Here is a 14,957-nt window from a genome sequence, read left to right on the forward strand (position 1 = left end):
CTCGACTTGCATGTATTAGGCACGCCGCCAGCGTTCATCCTGAGCCAGGATCAAACTCTCCAATAAAGTTAGTTTGTCTAGCATCTAAAAATAAAAATTGACGTTTCACGTTGTTTGTTTCGTTTAGTTTTCAAAGTTCAACATCGCGTTTCAGCGACTTTTATAATTTAACATTTTGCGTTAAATCTGTCAACAACTTTTTTCTTTCGTTCCTGACGACGCTTATTAATTTATCATATTAATCATTTGTTCGTCAATACTTTTTAAAAAAAAGCCAAAATAATTTTATCTTGGCATGATATAAAGCTTAATAACCACTAATGCAGCAACACCGGGTAGACCTAATAAACTTGTGATTGCTGCTGTACCAAAGTTAATTGGAATATGAAAATCAAAATATGTTCCTATAACATTTACGATAAAGAGCAATGCTATTCCCAAAGTAACGTGAAAAAGCGCTTTTCCTATAAAACGTAATGGCTTTGAAGAAACACCAAAAACAAGAAAAATAAAAACTAGAGTAAGAATACCAACAATAACAATTGTAGAATTCATTTTCTTCCTCCTTACGAATGACCTATACACACTCATTTGTATGGGACAAGACGATAAAAAAGAACATGTATCATATAAACTCCGGTCGTTTTATCTCGTTCACCTTTATTCGACAACAGTTCCTTCATAAAAACCACTATTCGTTCTTTCCAAACGAAGTAACCACTAAATGTTTAACGAATAAAATAAAAGGTTCTGCTTTTTCAGCAGAACCTTTTACCATTGTTCCATTTTTACAGGGCGACGTTTTGCTTCTTTTAACAAGAAGAAATATTTTGCCTCTGCTATTTTCAAAGAACAAATCACATCTTGAGATGGTTCCACACTTTGTTCAACCATTCTCTTCTGACGTAACCATTCATTCTTTACTTTTTCTAATAGTACAATTAGTTTATCATCATACTCTTTGCGCAATTTACCCTTTTTTTGAAAGAACATTTTTGTTTCTCCTCTTATACTTCTCTACGACCTTCTAACGCTTTCGACAGTGTCACTTCATCTGCATATTCTAAATCTCCACCCACTGGCAGACCATGTGCAATACGAGTTACTTTAATACCTGTCGGCTTTAAGAGGCGGGATATATACATCGCTGTAGCTTCCCCTTCAATATTAGGGTTTGTTGCCAATATCACTTCTTGTACCGTTTCATCGTGCAGTCGCTTTAAAAGTTGCGGGATATTAATGTCTTCTGGTCCAATTCCCTCCATTGGAGAAATCGCACCACGTAACACATGATATACACCTTGATACTCTTTCATCTTTTCCATTGCGATTACATCTTTCGGTTCCTGCACAACACAAACAACCGATTGATCTCGATGTGAATCATTACAAATATAACAAGGATCGCGGTCAGTAATATGTCCGCATACAGAACAATACGCTAAATCTCGCTTTGCATTCACAAGTGCTTTTGCAAAACCTAACACATCATCTTCTTTCATATCTAATACGAAAAATGCCAATCGAACCGCTGTTTTCGGTCCGATTCCTGGCAATTTCATAAAACTATCAATTAGTTTTGATATTGGTTCTGGATAATGCATATATCAATATCCTCCTAGAACATTCCACCTGGTAAGTTTAAGCCTTTTGTAAATTTACCCATTGTAGAATTTGAAAGTTCATCAGCTTTTTTAAGTGCATCATTTGTTGCAGCTAATACTAGGTCTTGTAACATTTCGATATCTTCTGGATCTACAACTTCTTCTTTAACTTTCACTTCAAGAATTTGCTTATGACCATTTGCAATAACTGTAATCATACCGCCGCCAGCTGTACCTTCAACTGTTTTTTCTCCAAGTTCTTCTTGCGCTTTTGCCATATCTTTTTGCATCTTTTGCATTTGTTTCATCATATTATTCATATTTCCCATTCCGCCACGCATCATAATTAATTCCTCCTAATTATTATTACTCTTTTATTTCAATAAGTTCTTGCCCTACTAATTTTACCGCCTCTTCTATAAGAGGATCTTCTTTTTTCTCTGGGCTTTCTTCGGCATTCCCACCTTCACGCTGTAAAAAATCTTCACGGATTTTACCCCATTCACTTTTTGGAATGGCAATCATATTTAATCTTTTACTTAGCAATTCAAATAAAGCTTGTTCCACTGTATCCATGGCTTCTCGATTCTCGCTTGCCATTTTACAGTGAATCTCATATTGAAACGCTAAAACGTAAGTATCATCCGAAGCCGCTACCGGTTCGCTATTTTCTAATAAAACAGCAAACGCTACTTTGTTGTATGCTTTGAGTCTTCCTAACAACTCACCCCACACAGCTTTTAATTGTTCTAAATCCTGACGCTTCGCTTGCTTTAACACTTCATTTACGCGCCCGACAGGAATCTTCATACTACCTGTACGCACTGGCTTTGGTGTTGCACGTGTCTCTCTGACTTCCTGCTGCACACCAGCCGGCACACCATTCTTTTTAACTTCTTCTAACTCTTTCTCCAATTGCTGCATCCTGTTCATAATTGCTTGTAAACGATCTGCACCGTTCGCTTGCATCATAAACTGTTGACACAGTTGCACCATAACAACTTCTAAGAAAATGCGCGGATGATTTGTCCACTTCATTTCCTGTTGTCCCTTACTAAGAGTATGAATGATTTCATAGATTACTTCCGGTTGCATTTCTTCACTTAACATCCGGAATTGCTCATCTACCATTACTCGTTCCAACATATGTTCCAGTTGTGGTGAAGTTTGATATAAAAGCATATCGCGATAATAGTAAATGAAATCCTCCATAAAACGAACTGGATCTTTCCCTTTACCCATCATCTCATCTATGATACGTAATGCTCTTGATACATCATTTTCACGTATACATTCTACTAAGTTACCTAAGTATTGCTGGGAAACAGAACCTGTTACAGCTAATACATCTTCTGTCGTAACTGTCTCATCACTATAAGATATTGCCTGATCAATAAGACTAAGCGCATCACGCATACCACCCTCAGCGGCACGTGCAACAATTTGTAACGCCTCATCTTCTACTTGCGTACCTTCATTCGTCACAACCGTCGATAATCTCTCAACAATATCATTTACTGATATTTTTCGAAATTCAAAACGCTGGCAACGTGAAATGATTGTAGGCGGAATCTTATGCGGTTCTGTTGTCGCCAAAATAAAGATGACATGTCCTGGCGGCTCTTCTAACGTTTTTAAAAGCGCATTGAAGGCACCCATGGAAAGCATGTGGACTTCATCAATAATATATACTTTATATTCTACAGCACTTGGAGCATATTTTACTTTATCTCTAATATCTCGAATTTCATCTACACCGTTATTTGAAGCCGCATCAATTTCTAATACATCTGAAATGGATCCTTGTGTAATCCCCAAACAAGAAGGACATTCATTACAAGGTTCAGCTACCGGAGCATGTTCACAGTTGATTGCTTTTGCAAATACTTTTGCAATTGTCGTTTTTCCTGTTCCCCTCGGCCCAGAAAATAAATAAGCATGTGAAACTTTCTCTTGAAGAAGGGCATTTTGCAACGTTTTTGTCACGTGCTTTTGACCAACTACATCTTCAAACTTTTGCGGTCTCCATGTTCGGTATAACGCTTGGTATGACACGAAAATACGGCCTCCCTCAAAGGTTATTATCTCATTTATTATAACCCATTCTGTTTATAGATTCCAAAAGTTATTTTCTATACAAAAAACCCACCTTAATATTAAGGTGAGTTTTGTATACATATATAACTGCCGTGCACCTTCTGTCGATTACGTACCATAAGCGTTACTCAAGCAGTTAGCTCGGTTCAGGCACTCCTGCGGCACACGAGAAGACCCGCTTATTGCTGCTTCCTTCCGGACCTGACAAGGTTCACGGGGTCCCGTTGCGCAGGACCCAAACGTCAACACCACTTACTTAAGGCAGACCTTACAGCAACATAACCTCGAGAAGGGATTCGGCCTCGCTAGAGCGGATTGCGAGTATAGGGCACCGCTACCTCCCCGCTTAGCACGGCAAAGTTAAAACCAATATTCGGTTGCCTTCATTAAAGGCATTATCAGTATAACTTGTTTTTTTATAAAATGCAAATACCTTAATTCTCTTTGCTTTTCTCTAATTTCTTGCTCGCTTTTCTTTTTTTTCGAAGCTCTCTAAAAAAGTTTGTTAACAACGTACCGCATTCTTCTTCTAATACACCAGCCACTACTTCACACTGATGATTAAAGCGTTCATCCGTTAAAAGATTCATCAATGTCCCTGCACATCCACCTTTCGGATCACTTGCACCATATACAACTCGCTTCACTCGTGATAAAACAATTCCACCCGCACACATCGGACAAGGCTCTAATGTTACATATAATGTCGCATCTTCTAAACGCCATGTCCCTAATTTTTTGCAAGCTTCATCAATAGCTAACAACTCAGCGTGCGCTATTGACCTTTGCTCAGTTTCCCTTAAATTATGAGCAACACTAATTACTTCACCATCTAACACTATAACTGCACCAATCGGTACTTCTTGTATTGCCTCTGCCTTTTTAGCCTCTTCTATTGCTAACTGCATAAAATAAATATCTTGATCGTGTTCCATACCATAGTCCTTTCATTACAAATAAAGTACACTAATTTTCATTTACTACACATGGGATAACTTTTACAAATTCAATCCACCCTAATAAAAAAGAGAGGGGATTACATATGAAGAATACTGCTTTACTTATTATCGATATGATTAATGACTTTCAATTTTCACACGGGCCCACCCTAGCCAAAAAATGCGAAATTATAATAAACCCTATTTTACAATTAAAGAATACAATGAAATCCCTTGGCTATCCCATAATTTATGTTAATGACCATTATCAACTTTGGAGATCTGATATTGACCAACTAATTACTCATTGTACAAATGAGTATAGTGAAAATATTATTCGTAAGATTGCCCCAAATTCTGATGATTACATTTTTATTAAACCACATTACTCTGCTTTTTATGAAACACCTTTAAATTCTTTATTAGGCTATTTAAAAATAGAAAATCTCATATTAACAGGAGTCGCAGGGAATATATGTATCCTCTTTACCGCTAACGATGCTCATATGAGAAATTATACACTGCATGTACCACAGGACTGTATTGCCTCTAATCATGATCAGGATAACTTACATGCTTTAAAAATAATGGAAACCACATTAAAAGCAAATATAGTACCGTCATCTCAATTAAAAATTAATTAATACATATATCTATTTGCTAACTTTTTATATCAAATTAACCCGCTCGCTTCCCTCTTGTGCTACAATAATTCTGTTTTGTGTTTTTAGTAGTCACGGTAAATCACTGATTGAAAGGAGGAAACAGCGTGACCGGAGTACCATTTATCACGGTTGAAGGACCAATTGGTGTTGGAAAAACTTCACTTGCGAAGGAAATTTCAACTCACATGCAACTCCACTTACTAAAAGAGATTGTTGATGAAAACCCTTTTTTAGGAAAGTTCTATGAAGACATCGACGAATGGAGTTTTCAAACAGAGATGTTCTTTCTTTGTAATAGATACAAACAATTAGAAGATATTAACATAAAGTTTTTGAATCAAAGGAAGCCAGTAGTAGCAGATTATCATATATTTAAAAATCTAATTTTCGCATCCCGTACATTAAAAGATTCTCAATACGATAAGTACATGCAAATCTATCGTATTCTTACACAAGATATGCCTGTACCAAACGTAATCGTTTATTTAACAGCTAGCTTGGAAACATTACAAGCACGAATTGCAAAGCGCGGAAGAGAATTCGAAAAAAATATGGATCCAAATTACTTACTACAGCTCACAAAAGATTACGAAACGGCAATGGATACTTTTAAAAAGGATCATCCGGATATCCCAGTATTGAAATTTAACGGAGACGATATGGATTTTGTAAAAAATCCTGATGATTTAAACGTCATCCTATCCGCCCTTCAAAATACTCTCTTAAAGGAGTCGAAATAATAATGAATTTAAGGCAAAAATATGATATACCAAATGACGCAGTAATCACTATTGCTGGAACAGTAGGTGTCGGTAAATCAACTATGACAACTGCATTAGCTAACGCTTTAGGCTATCGCACATCATTTGAAAAGGTAGACTCTAACCCGTATTTGGACAAGTTCTATGCTGATTTCACACGCTGGAGCTTTCACTTGCAAGTGTACTTTTTAGCAGAACGATTTAAAGAACAAAAAAGAATTTTCGAATACGGTGGCGGTTTTGTTCAAGATCGCTCTATCTATGAAGACACTGGAATTTTCGCAAAGATGCATCATGAAAAAGGTACAATGACAGAAACTGATTATGAAACATACAAAGGTTTATTTGACGCTATGGTCATGACTCCTTACTTCCCTCATCCTGATTTATTAATTTACTTAGAAGGTTCTTTCGATGATATTGTTGATCGTATCCAAGAGCGTGGACGTCCGATGGAACAACAAACACCGATTGAGTATTGGAAAGAGATGCATGGCCGTTACGAAAACTGGATTAATAACTTTAATGCATGCCCTGTTTTACGATTAAACATTAATGAATACGATATTTTAAAAGATGGTGATTCAATTGAACCAATCATTAAAAAAATTGGCCATTTTTTAAAACAAACACGTAAACTTGTAAAATAAAAAACCCGTGCATACGCACGGGTTTTTCTATTAAATTACTTCTTTTTTGTCGGAGCAATAATTTCACTCTCAGGTTTTCCAGCATTAATACGCTGACGAACAGTACTTGTACTAATATCGTATGTTTCAGCAATCTCTTTAACAGTCATTTCTTTCCCGTTAATCACTGCTGTTAATACTTTACCTGTACGTTTTGGGGCTGCTTCTTTCTTTACAGCTGTCTTTTCAACTTTTTTTGGCACCTCTACTTTTGTCGCAGTTTGCTTTACATCACAAGTGCAACCACAAAGTTTACGGAATGTATCATCGCTAATAATACGAGAAACATTTGCACCACTGTTTAAAATTCTATTGTTCTTACAGACAGGACATTGTACATAATATAAAGTTTTTCCATCTAAAGGAAACGTTTGTATAATAAGATCCATGTTGACTCCTTTCATATCTATGAAGATAATCATCGGAATATGAGTGTGTAATAAGGGGAAAATCTCCTTACACCATACTTTATGATTGGTTTTAAAATAAAAACTCGTTACGTGTTGGTAACGAGTTCTCCAATCTCCACTTATATGCGCTGTTGTCAATTATATCTGGAGGAGGTAGAGGGATTCGAACCCCCGCGCGACTCTCGCCGCCTGTCGGTTTTCAAGACCGATCCCTTCAGCCAGACTTGGGTATACCTCCATATTGACATCAAATATAATATCAAAAGAAAAACAGTTAGTCAACCCTACTAAAATAAATTATGAGGAAAGGAAAATTTTTCTTTTCCTCTCCTACATTATAGTACTGACAACGCTCATAATTACCAATCACTCATACCGATGAATGTTTATATTTACTTAATAACTGTTTTTCCTCCCATATAAGGGCGAAGAACTTCTGGAATTATAATTGTACCATCTTCTTGTTGGTAGTTCTCTAAAATAGCTGCAACCGTACGTCCAATTGCAAGACCAGATCCATTTAATGTATGAACATGTTCTGGTTTTCCGTTTGGCTCACGACGGAAACGGATATTTGCACGTCTCGCTTGGAAAGCCTCAAAATTACTACAAGAAGAAATCTCACGATATGTGCCATAGCTTGGAATCCATACTTCGATATCGTATTTCTTCGCTGCTGTAAATCCTAAATCGCCTGTGCACATGCTCATAACGCGATATGGCAACTCTAATAATTGTAACACGCGTTCTGCATCATTTGTTAGTTTTTCTAACTCTTCATAAGAATCTTCTGGTTTTACGAATTTTACAAGCTCTACTTTGTTGAACTGATGCTGACGAATTAAGCCACGTGTATCACGGCCAGCTGAACCTGCTTCAGAACGGAAACAAGAGCTAAATGCAGCATATCGTATAGGCAATTGCTCTTTATTTAAGATTTCATCACGGTGCATATTCGTTACAGGTACTTCAGCTGTTGGAATTAAGAAGTAATCTTCACTTTCGATACGGAATGCATCTTCTTCAAATTTCGGAAGTTGTCCTGTTCCTGTCATACTTGCACGATTTACCATATACGGAGGTAACACTTCTTCGTATCCATGTTCGTCAGTATGAAGATCAAGCATAAAGCTAATTAAAGCACGCTCTAATCTTGCGCCAGCACCTTTATAGAATACGAAGCGGCTTCCCGTTACTTTCCCAGCACGCTCAAAATCTAAAATTCCTAAATCTGTAGCAAGATCCCAATGTGGTTTTGGTTCATAAGCAAATTCTTTCACTTCTCCCCAAGTACGTGCTACTACATTATCATCTTCTGTTTCACCAACTGGAGCAGATTCATGGGGGATATTTGGAATAGATAACATTAATCTTTCTAAATCTTCTTCAACTGTACGAAGTTCATTATCAAGATCTTTTACTTTTTCTCCAACTTCACGCATTTCTAGAATTAGAGCTTCTGCATCTTTCTTTTCGCGCTTCAATACAGAGATTTGTTGAGATACTTCGTTACGTTTACTTTTTAGTTCCTCTGTTTGAACAAGTAATTCTCTTCTTCTCGTATCCAGCTCTTCAAAACGACCAAAATCAGTTAAATCTTCGCCTCTATGCTGTAACTTTGCTTTTACTTCTTCAAAATTTGTACGTAAAAATTTAATATCAAGCATTATATACTCCTCCTTTTATTTTATAAAACACAAAAAACTCCCGTCCCTATATAAAGGGACGGGAGTTAACCCGCGTTGCCACCCTAGTTGAAAGCATTACCGCCTTCCTCTCAAGTAGAAATAACGGCTCTTCACCGGGAATGTTTACTAATCATAAAGATATTCCACATTCCATTCCAGGATGGATTCACAAACTGTTTCTATCGATTTCCACCAACCATCGACTCTCTATAAGAAACGGCATTTGTTACTACTTCCTATCAACACGCTTATTTTATAAAATTGTTACCATCAATTTACTATAATCTTATACAAGTTGCAAGTTACTTATACAACTTTTTTCATTTTCGCTTCTTTTACCATTTCTACAAAGTATGCTGTCACACGATGATCATCCGTTAATTCTGGATGGAATGAAGCAGCTAAAAACTGATTTTGTTTTACCGCTACCATTCGATCACCATGTGTGGAAAGTACTTCAACATCATCAGCCACATGTACAACATACGGGGCACGGATAAATACACCAATAAAGTCTTCTCCTACACTTTTAATTGAAAGTGCAGCTTCAAAGCTATCTTTTTGGCGTCCGAACGCATTGCGCTCTACTGTAATATCCATAGCACCAATATGTGCTTCTTCATAGCCAATAAGTGTTTTTGCAAGAAGAATCATACCTGCACATGTACCAAACATTGGTTTACCAGACTTCGCGAATGTACGAAGTGGTTCCATGAAAGCATACTTATCAATAAGACGGCGCATTGTTGTACTTTCACCGCCTGGTAAAATAAGACCATCAATCTCTTCAAGTTGCTCAATACGCTTTACAACAACAGCTTCTGCACCACTTGCTTCAACTGATTTCACATGCTCACGAACTGCACCTTGAAGACCTAGTACACCGATTTTCACCATTTTAAAGTTCTCCTTCAATTACCATCCACGCTCTTGCATGCGTTGTTCTGGTAATAACGTTGAAATTTCGATACCTTTCATCGCATTACCTAATCCTTTAGAAAGGCTTGCAATTAGTTGATAATCCTCATAATGAGTCGTCGCTTCAACGATTGCGCGTGCAAATTTCTCTGGATTTTCTGATTTGAAGATACCAGATCCAACAAATACACCATCCGCACCAAGTTGCATCATTAACGCTGCATCTGCTGGTGTTGCTACACCACCTGCTGCGAAGTTTACAACCGGCAAACGACCAAGGCGTTTAATTTCAAGTAGTACTTCATAAGGAGCACCAGTATTTTTTGCATATGTCATTAACTCATCTTCACGTAAACTTGCAACTTGACGGATTTCTGCATTGACTTGGCGCATATGACGCACTGCCTCTACAATGTTTCCTGTTCCTGGTTCACCTTTTGTACGAAGCATAGATGCACCTTCTGCAATACGACGTGCAGCTTCTCCGATATCACGGCAACCACATACAAACGGAACTGTGTAATCACGTTTATTTAAATGGTATACTTCATCAGCAGGAGTTAATACTTCACTCTCATCGATATAGTCTACCCCTAATGATTCTAATACACGTGCTTCTACAAGGTGACCGATACGGCATTTTGCCATAACCGGAATTGACACTGCACCCATAACTTCTTCAACGATTGTTGGGTCTGCCATACGAGAAACGCCACCTGCTGCACGAATATCTGCTGGTACACGCTCTAGTGCCATAACGGCAACTGCGCCTGCCTCTTCTGCAATTTTTGCTTGTTCAGCGTTAATTACGTCCATAATAACGCCGCCTTTTTGCATTTCTGCCATTCCACGTTTTACACGTTCTGTCCCTGTTACATTTGTCATGTTACAAAAACCCCCCTAGGTGAATTGCTTTTCCCCGTTAAAGGCGAAAATTAAGAATACTCTTACATTCTACCACTAACTATCAGATGCTTGTCTACTACTTTTTCATAAAGTCGGTATGAAAAATAGGAATAAGAAAAAGCCCCTACAATGAGGAGCTTTTAAAACCAACCTTTTACTGTATCAACAGCACTATTCCATATACCACTAAAGAAAGAACCAATTCCACGCATAGAACGAGTAAACCAATTCGCTTCTTCTACTGCAGATGTTGTTACAAGATCTATTTGTAATGACTTACCAGATAAAAATCCAGGATCATTCACGTCTTTTGGTGTGATTACCATTTGGCCAAGTGCAGCTCCCTTTTTAATCGGTGCTTCTTGTCCCTTACCTGCTTCTTTTAATTCTGTTTTATAAGCACCTTTACTTCCCTTTGGCACTGGAAGTGAAACAGCTTGTTTTGTTTGAACTGCTACATCTTTATCTTTAGCATTTTCTACTCGTACTGTTTCTTGTCCTTTTACTGAAGAATCTTTTTTATATATTTGCTTCATTTCAAAGTTAGCAAATCCATAATCATATAGCTTCTTTGTTTCATCAAAACGTGCTGTATGAGAACTTGTTTTAATAACTACAGAAATAAAACGCATACCATTTCTTTCAACCGTACCAGTGAAACAATCCCCTGCTTCTGGAGTCGAGCCTGTTTTCAGGCCATCAACGCCATCATATTCTTTCACTAAGCCCTTTAACATCCAGTTCCAGTTCGACATTGCAAACTTCTCTTTTTCTGGACGGAATTCTTTTTTCGGGATTTTTGCTGTATCTAACACTTTTGGATAATCTTTAATTAAATGTTGTGCTAAAGTTGCAACATCCTTTGCAGACATTTTATTTTCCTCATCCGCTGTTGTTCCTTCAGGATGCATTCCCTTTAAATCTTTGTTCGTTAAACCTGTAGAATTGACAAATTTATAATTTTTCAACCCTAGTTCTTTTGATTTATCATTCATCATTTTTACGAAGTCTACTTCTTTACCTGCAATTGCTTCTGCTAATGCAATTGTTGCACCATTTGCAGAAAAGATTGCCATTGCTTCGTATAGCTCTTTTACTGTATAAGTGCCACCGTTTTCTAATGCAACATTTGATAATGAAGCATCTTGTGAAACTTTATACGCATATTCAGAAACCTTAATTTTTTGATCCCACTTAAGTTTTCCTTTATCCACTGCTTCGTGAACTAAATATTCACTCATCATCTTCGTCATACTAGCAATGGATAATAATTCATCTGCATTCTTTTGATATAAAATTTTCCCAGAATTCGCTTCTACTAAAATTGCCGCACCTGCTTCAATGTTTAAAGCAGCTCCTGTTTCAGCTGATGCATTGCTATATGGTATAAAAATGCTACAAGCTAGTGTAAGCACTGTTACTAAAGCAATGAATCTTTTGCAAAACATACCTTTCACGTTTGTTACCCCCAATATCTATGTACTCACATAACCGTTATTCTAACATAATCAAAAAAAAATAGACAGAGATATCAAATCTCTGTCTATTTGTATATAAGACATTATAATGAGTAGTTTGGAGCCTCTTTTGTAATTTGTACGTGATGAGGGTGGCTTTCACGTAAACCAGCACCTGACATACGAATGAATTGTGCATTCTCACGTAAGAATTCTAAATTCTGTGCTCCGCAATATCCCATACCGGCACGTAATCCACCAACTAATTGATGAACTGTATCTGCTAAAGGCCCTTTATATGGTACACGACCTTCAATACCTTCTGGAACAAGTTTCTTATTTCCTTCTTGGAAGTAACGGTCTTTACTTCCTTTTTCCATCGCTCCGACAGAACCCATACCACGATATACTTTAAATTGACGACCTTGGTAAATTTCAGTTTCTCCAGGGCTTTCAGCAACACCAGCAAACATACTACCTAGCATAACAACGTGTGCTCCTGCTGCTAAAGCTTTTACCATGTCACCAGAGTACTTAACACCACCATCAGCAATAACTGGAATACCGTGTTTACGAGCTTCTGTTGCACAATCATAAACTGCTGTTAATTGTGGTACACCAACGCCAGCTACAACACGTGTCGTACAGATAGATCCTGGTCCAATACCAACTTTAACTACGTTTGCACCTGCTTCAATTAATGCTTTCGTTGCTTCAGCAGTAGCAACATTTCCAGCGATAATATTTAGTGATGGATATTTCGCACGAACTTCTTTTACCTTATCAATAACACCTTGAGAATGTCCATGAGCTGTATCAAGTACGATTGCATCTACGCTAGCTTTTACTAATGCGTCGATACGAAGCATAGCATCAGCCGTTACACCAACCGCTGCTCCAACTAATAAGCGTCCTTGCTTATCCTTCGCAGAATTTGGGAATTCAATTACTTTTTCAATATCTTTTATTGTAATAAGCCCTTGTAATACACCGTTGTTATCAACAAGAGGGAGTTTTTCAATTTTATACTTTTGTAGGATCTTTTCAGCTTCTTCCAGTGTTGTACCAACTGGAGCTGTAATTAGCTTTTCTTTTGTCATTACGTCGGAAATTTTGATTGAGTAGTCTTGGATAAAACGCATATCACGGTTTGTAATAATACCAACTAATTTTCGCTCGTCTAAATTATTTACAACCGGTACACCTGAGATACGGTATTTTCCCATAAGATGTTCTGCATCATATACTTGATGTTCTGGAGTTAAAAAGAAAGGATCTGAAATAACACCACTTTCAGAACGTTTTACTTTATCAACTTGCTCTGCTTGTTGTTCAATAGACATGTTTTTATGAATAATTCCTAAACCGCCTTGACGAGCCATTGCAATAGCCATATCAGCTTCTGTTACTGTATCCATTCCTGCACTAATTAACGGGATGTTTAACTGTAAGCTTTCAGATAAAACTGTTTTAACACTTACTTCTCTTGGTAGTACATCTGACTTTGCTGGTACAAGTAATACGTCATCAAAAGTCAAACCTTCTTTAACAAATTTAGATTCCCACATAATTGTTCCCCCCATGATACCAGAAATTATTATTAGTAGCTTATCAATTGGTTAAAATACTGTCAAGGACGTATATATATGTTAGAATTTTTAGACAATAAAAGGAGCGTAATATATGCATCAAACACATTGTACTTGGCAGCAACTAAGTTTCTTCTTTTCATCTCAAAATGTACAACGTTATCTTGCCCGTTGTTATGAAAAATCCTCCATACAAGATGCTGAAAAAAAAAGTTTCGAAAATTGTTATCCCTTTATTTATTACTTAGAACACGGGAAAAACTATTATGAATTATATAAGGTAGCCCCCTTTTCGATTCAGCCAATGTTATTGTTTTATGGAATGAGCCAACTTTTTAAAGCCTGCTTACTAACTATTGATCCGAACTATCCAGAATCCACTACTGTTTTAGCTCATGGTGTTACAACTCGTAAACGAAAAAAACAGGGATATCAATTTTTAGAAGATGAGGTAAAGGTACAAAAAAACGGATTATTTACTCATATTGCAGAACAGCTGTTTCACATGAAACACTTAGAAGCAGAGAAGTTTAACATGTTGGATTTAATGGGAAATATTCCTGAATTACAAAATTTATTTCGCTACAGTCAAAGAGGGGGTACTTTATATAAAATCGATTCAACAAATACAAATGAACTTTCCTTTTCAGCCAACATACTAGATCGACTTCATATGACTACAGAGAGATTTTCACGTTACATTGAATCAACTTGTAAGCATTTATCCATACAACATGTCCCCGGGAAAACGAGCGGATCAAATTTGCTTTTTACAGCTCCTATCCAGTCGTGGAACCCTATATATAGTACGCCTTTATACTACGAATATCTTGCTGATACTTATTACTTACCAATTCCAGCTGACCCGAGAAATCCTAAACCCGTATTACCTGAACTTCTTGTTCATTATTTATTGCTCTACAATTTAAGCATGATTTCTAGATATGAAACAGATTGGTGGTATGATTTACTTGGGAGCTATGGCTCTGAAGATTATCCATTTATTTATCAATTTCTTACTATTTCTGCTCAAAAAATCCCTTACTATATTTCGTCTTTTTTACTAACAGAACCGATCCTATTTCATGGGAAATAAAAAAACACAAGTCAAAAGACTTGTGTTTTTAATTGCTTGGCGACGTCCTACTCTCACAGGGACAAGGTCCCAACTACCATCGGCGCTAGAGAGCTTAACTTCCGTGTTCGGTATGGGAACGGGTGTGACCTCTCTGCCA

The 14,957-nt window shown here is 37.1% G+C and carries 16 protein-coding genes, 1 tRNA gene, 2 rRNA genes, 1 other RNA gene and 1 other annotated feature; of the genes, 4 read left to right on the forward strand and 16 right to left on the reverse strand.

All coding sequences use genetic code 11. The features are described from left to right. From ACXVYO_RS26245 to tadA, 8 genes are all read right to left on the reverse strand, one after another. Positions 1 to 66, reverse strand: a 16S ribosomal RNA gene (locus ACXVYO_RS26245); the annotation flags it as partial. Between the two features lie 219 nt (positions 67 to 285). Further along, the gene (locus ACXVYO_RS26250; RefSeq protein WP_458469154.1) at positions 286 to 555 is read right to left on the reverse strand and encodes a pro-sigmaK processing inhibitor BofA family protein; all 270 of its coding nucleotides are present in this window, start codon (positions 553 to 555) and stop codon (positions 286 to 288) included. Positions 556 to 771: 216 nt separating this feature from the next. Continuing rightward, the gene (locus ACXVYO_RS26255) at positions 772 to 993 is read right to left on the reverse strand and encodes a YaaL family protein (protein ID WP_000466019.1); all 222 of its coding nucleotides are present in this window, start codon (positions 991 to 993) and stop codon (positions 772 to 774) included. A 14-nt stretch (positions 994 to 1,007) separates the two neighbouring features. Next, positions 1,008 to 1,604 (reverse strand): recombination protein RecR, encoded by a 597-nt coding sequence (gene recR / locus ACXVYO_RS26260; protein ID WP_000559169.1) that lies wholly within the window; start codon positions 1,602 to 1,604, stop codon positions 1,008 to 1,010. 14 nt (positions 1,605 to 1,618) lie between these two features. Beyond that, the gene (locus ACXVYO_RS26265) at positions 1,619 to 1,945 is read right to left on the reverse strand and encodes a YbaB/EbfC family nucleoid-associated protein (protein WP_170930109.1); all 327 of its coding nucleotides are present in this window, start codon (positions 1,943 to 1,945) and stop codon (positions 1,619 to 1,621) included. Positions 1,946 to 1,970: 25 nt separating this feature from the next. Beyond that, a complete protein-coding gene (gene dnaX / locus ACXVYO_RS26270; protein ID WP_000121578.1) occupies positions 1,971 to 3,659 on the reverse strand; it encodes a DNA polymerase III subunit gamma/tau in 1,689 nt (562 codons plus the stop codon). A 132-nt stretch (positions 3,660 to 3,791) separates the two neighbouring features. Further along, positions 3,792 to 4,056: signal recognition particle sRNA large type (ffs, locus tag ACXVYO_RS26275), an RNA gene on the reverse strand. A 79-nt stretch (positions 4,057 to 4,135) separates the two neighbouring features. Continuing rightward, positions 4,136 to 4,636 carry a tRNA adenosine(34) deaminase TadA gene (gene tadA, locus ACXVYO_RS26280; RefSeq protein ID WP_063261963.1) on the reverse strand — a complete coding sequence of 167 codons (501 nt, stop codon included), beginning with the start codon at positions 4,634 to 4,636 and terminating at the stop codon, positions 4,136 to 4,138. 107 nt (positions 4,637 to 4,743) lie between these two features. Here tadA and ACXVYO_RS26285 point away from each other — a divergent pair, with 107 nt between their 5' ends. The 3 genes from ACXVYO_RS26285 (at position 4,744) to ACXVYO_RS26295 (ending at position 6,715) form a co-directional block, all read left to right on the forward strand. Continuing rightward, positions 4,744 to 5,283, forward strand: a complete 540-nt coding sequence (locus ACXVYO_RS26285) for an isochorismatase family cysteine hydrolase (RefSeq protein ID WP_458469156.1) — start codon at positions 4,744 to 4,746, stop codon at positions 5,281 to 5,283. 125 nt (positions 5,284 to 5,408) lie between these two features. Then, positions 5,409 to 6,044, forward strand: coding sequence for a deoxynucleoside kinase (locus tag ACXVYO_RS26290; protein WP_426833871.1), 636 nt, complete (start codon positions 5,409 to 5,411; stop codon positions 6,042 to 6,044). A gap of 2 nt (positions 6,045 to 6,046) precedes the next feature. Next, positions 6,047 to 6,715, forward strand: coding sequence for a deoxynucleoside kinase (locus ACXVYO_RS26295; RefSeq protein WP_001053583.1), 669 nt, complete (start codon positions 6,047 to 6,049; stop codon positions 6,713 to 6,715). Positions 6,716 to 6,750: 35 nt separating this feature from the next. Here ACXVYO_RS26295 and ACXVYO_RS26300 read toward each other — a convergent pair whose 3' ends face one another. From ACXVYO_RS26300 to guaB, 7 genes are all read right to left on the reverse strand, one after another. Continuing rightward, positions 6,751 to 7,143 (reverse strand): DUF3797 domain-containing protein, encoded by a 393-nt coding sequence (locus ACXVYO_RS26300; protein WP_458469158.1) that lies wholly within the window; start codon positions 7,141 to 7,143, stop codon positions 6,751 to 6,753. A 166-nt stretch (positions 7,144 to 7,309) separates the two neighbouring features. After that, positions 7,310 to 7,402, reverse strand: a tRNA-Ser gene (locus ACXVYO_RS26305). Between the two features lie 154 nt (positions 7,403 to 7,556). Next, entirely contained in the window at positions 7,557 to 8,831 is a 1,275-nt protein-coding gene (gene serS / locus ACXVYO_RS26310; protein ID WP_000884184.1) for a serine--tRNA ligase, read from the reverse strand. Positions 8,832 to 8,882: 51 nt separating this feature from the next. Then, positions 8,883 to 9,104: a binding site (T-box leader), on the reverse strand. Between the two features lie 54 nt (positions 9,105 to 9,158). Further along, on the reverse strand, positions 9,159 to 9,749 hold the full coding sequence (pdxT, locus tag ACXVYO_RS26315) for a pyridoxal 5'-phosphate synthase glutaminase subunit PdxT (RefSeq protein ID WP_458469160.1): 591 nt from the start codon (positions 9,747 to 9,749) through the stop codon (positions 9,159 to 9,161). An 18-nt stretch (positions 9,750 to 9,767) separates the two neighbouring features. Beyond that, positions 9,768 to 10,655, reverse strand: coding sequence for a pyridoxal 5'-phosphate synthase lyase subunit PdxS (gene pdxS / locus ACXVYO_RS26320; RefSeq protein WP_458469161.1), 888 nt, complete (start codon positions 10,653 to 10,655; stop codon positions 9,768 to 9,770). Between the two features lie 161 nt (positions 10,656 to 10,816). Then, the gene (gene dacA, locus ACXVYO_RS26325; protein ID WP_458469164.1) at positions 10,817 to 12,124 is read right to left on the reverse strand and encodes a D-alanyl-D-alanine carboxypeptidase DacA; all 1,308 of its coding nucleotides are present in this window, start codon (positions 12,122 to 12,124) and stop codon (positions 10,817 to 10,819) included. Between the two features lie 113 nt (positions 12,125 to 12,237). After that, positions 12,238 to 13,701, reverse strand: a complete 1,464-nt coding sequence (guaB, locus tag ACXVYO_RS26330; RefSeq protein ID WP_000264076.1) for an IMP dehydrogenase — start codon at positions 13,699 to 13,701, stop codon at positions 12,238 to 12,240. A gap of 115 nt (positions 13,702 to 13,816) precedes the next feature. Here guaB and ACXVYO_RS26335 point away from each other — a divergent pair, with 115 nt between their 5' ends. Next, positions 13,817 to 14,818: a YaaC family protein gene (locus tag ACXVYO_RS26335; RefSeq protein ID WP_458469162.1), complete on the forward strand. Its 1,002-nt coding sequence runs from the start codon at positions 13,817 to 13,819 to the stop codon at positions 14,816 to 14,818. A gap of 34 nt (positions 14,819 to 14,852) precedes the next feature. Here the strand turns inward: ACXVYO_RS26335 and rrf are convergent. Further along, positions 14,853 to 14,957 (reverse strand): 5S ribosomal RNA (gene rrf, locus ACXVYO_RS26340); the annotation flags it as partial.

The sequence above is a fragment of the Bacillus sp. BC08 genome (assembly GCF_054326875.1).

Bases quoted from the DNA above. Each gene is read 5' to 3' on its own strand.
- ACXVYO_RS26250 (WP_458469154.1), bottom strand. From the start codon at position 555: ATGAATTCTACAATTGTTATTGTTGGTATTCTTACTCTAGTTTTTATT.
- ACXVYO_RS26255 (WP_000466019.1), bottom strand. From the start codon at position 993: ATGTTCTTTCAAAAAAAGGGTAAATTGCGCAAAGAGTATGATGATAAA.
- recR (WP_000559169.1), bottom strand. From the start codon at position 1,604: ATGCATTATCCAGAACCAATATCAAAACTAATTGATAGTTTTATGAAA.
- ACXVYO_RS26265 (WP_170930109.1), bottom strand. From the start codon at position 1,945: ATGCGTGGCGGAATGGGAAATATGAATAATATGATGAAACAAATGCAA.
- tadA (WP_063261963.1), bottom strand. From the start codon at position 4,636: ATGGAACACGATCAAGATATTTATTTTATGCAGTTAGCAATAGAAGAG.
- ACXVYO_RS26285 (WP_458469156.1), top strand. From the start codon at position 4,744: ATGAAGAATACTGCTTTACTTATTATCGATATGATTAATGACTTTCAA.
- ACXVYO_RS26295 (WP_001053583.1), top strand. From the start codon at position 6,047: ATGAATTTAAGGCAAAAATATGATATACCAAATGACGCAGTAATCACT.
- ACXVYO_RS26300 (WP_458469158.1), bottom strand. From the start codon at position 7,143: ATGGATCTTATTATACAAACGTTTCCTTTAGATGGAAAAACTTTATAT.
- serS (WP_000884184.1), bottom strand. From the start codon at position 8,831: ATGCTTGATATTAAATTTTTACGTACAAATTTTGAAGAAGTAAAAGCA.
- pdxT (WP_458469160.1), bottom strand. From the start codon at position 9,749: ATGGTGAAAATCGGTGTACTAGGTCTTCAAGGTGCAGTTCGTGAGCAT.
- pdxS (WP_458469161.1), bottom strand. From the start codon at position 10,655: ATGACAAATGTAACAGGGACAGAACGTGTAAAACGTGGAATGGCAGAA.
- dacA (WP_458469164.1), bottom strand. From the start codon at position 12,124: ATGTTTTGCAAAAGATTCATTGCTTTAGTAACAGTGCTTACACTAGCT.
- guaB (WP_000264076.1), bottom strand. From the start codon at position 13,701: ATGTGGGAATCTAAATTTGTTAAAGAAGGTTTGACTTTTGATGACGTA.
- ACXVYO_RS26335 (WP_458469162.1), top strand. From the start codon at position 13,817: ATGCATCAAACACATTGTACTTGGCAGCAACTAAGTTTCTTCTTTTCA.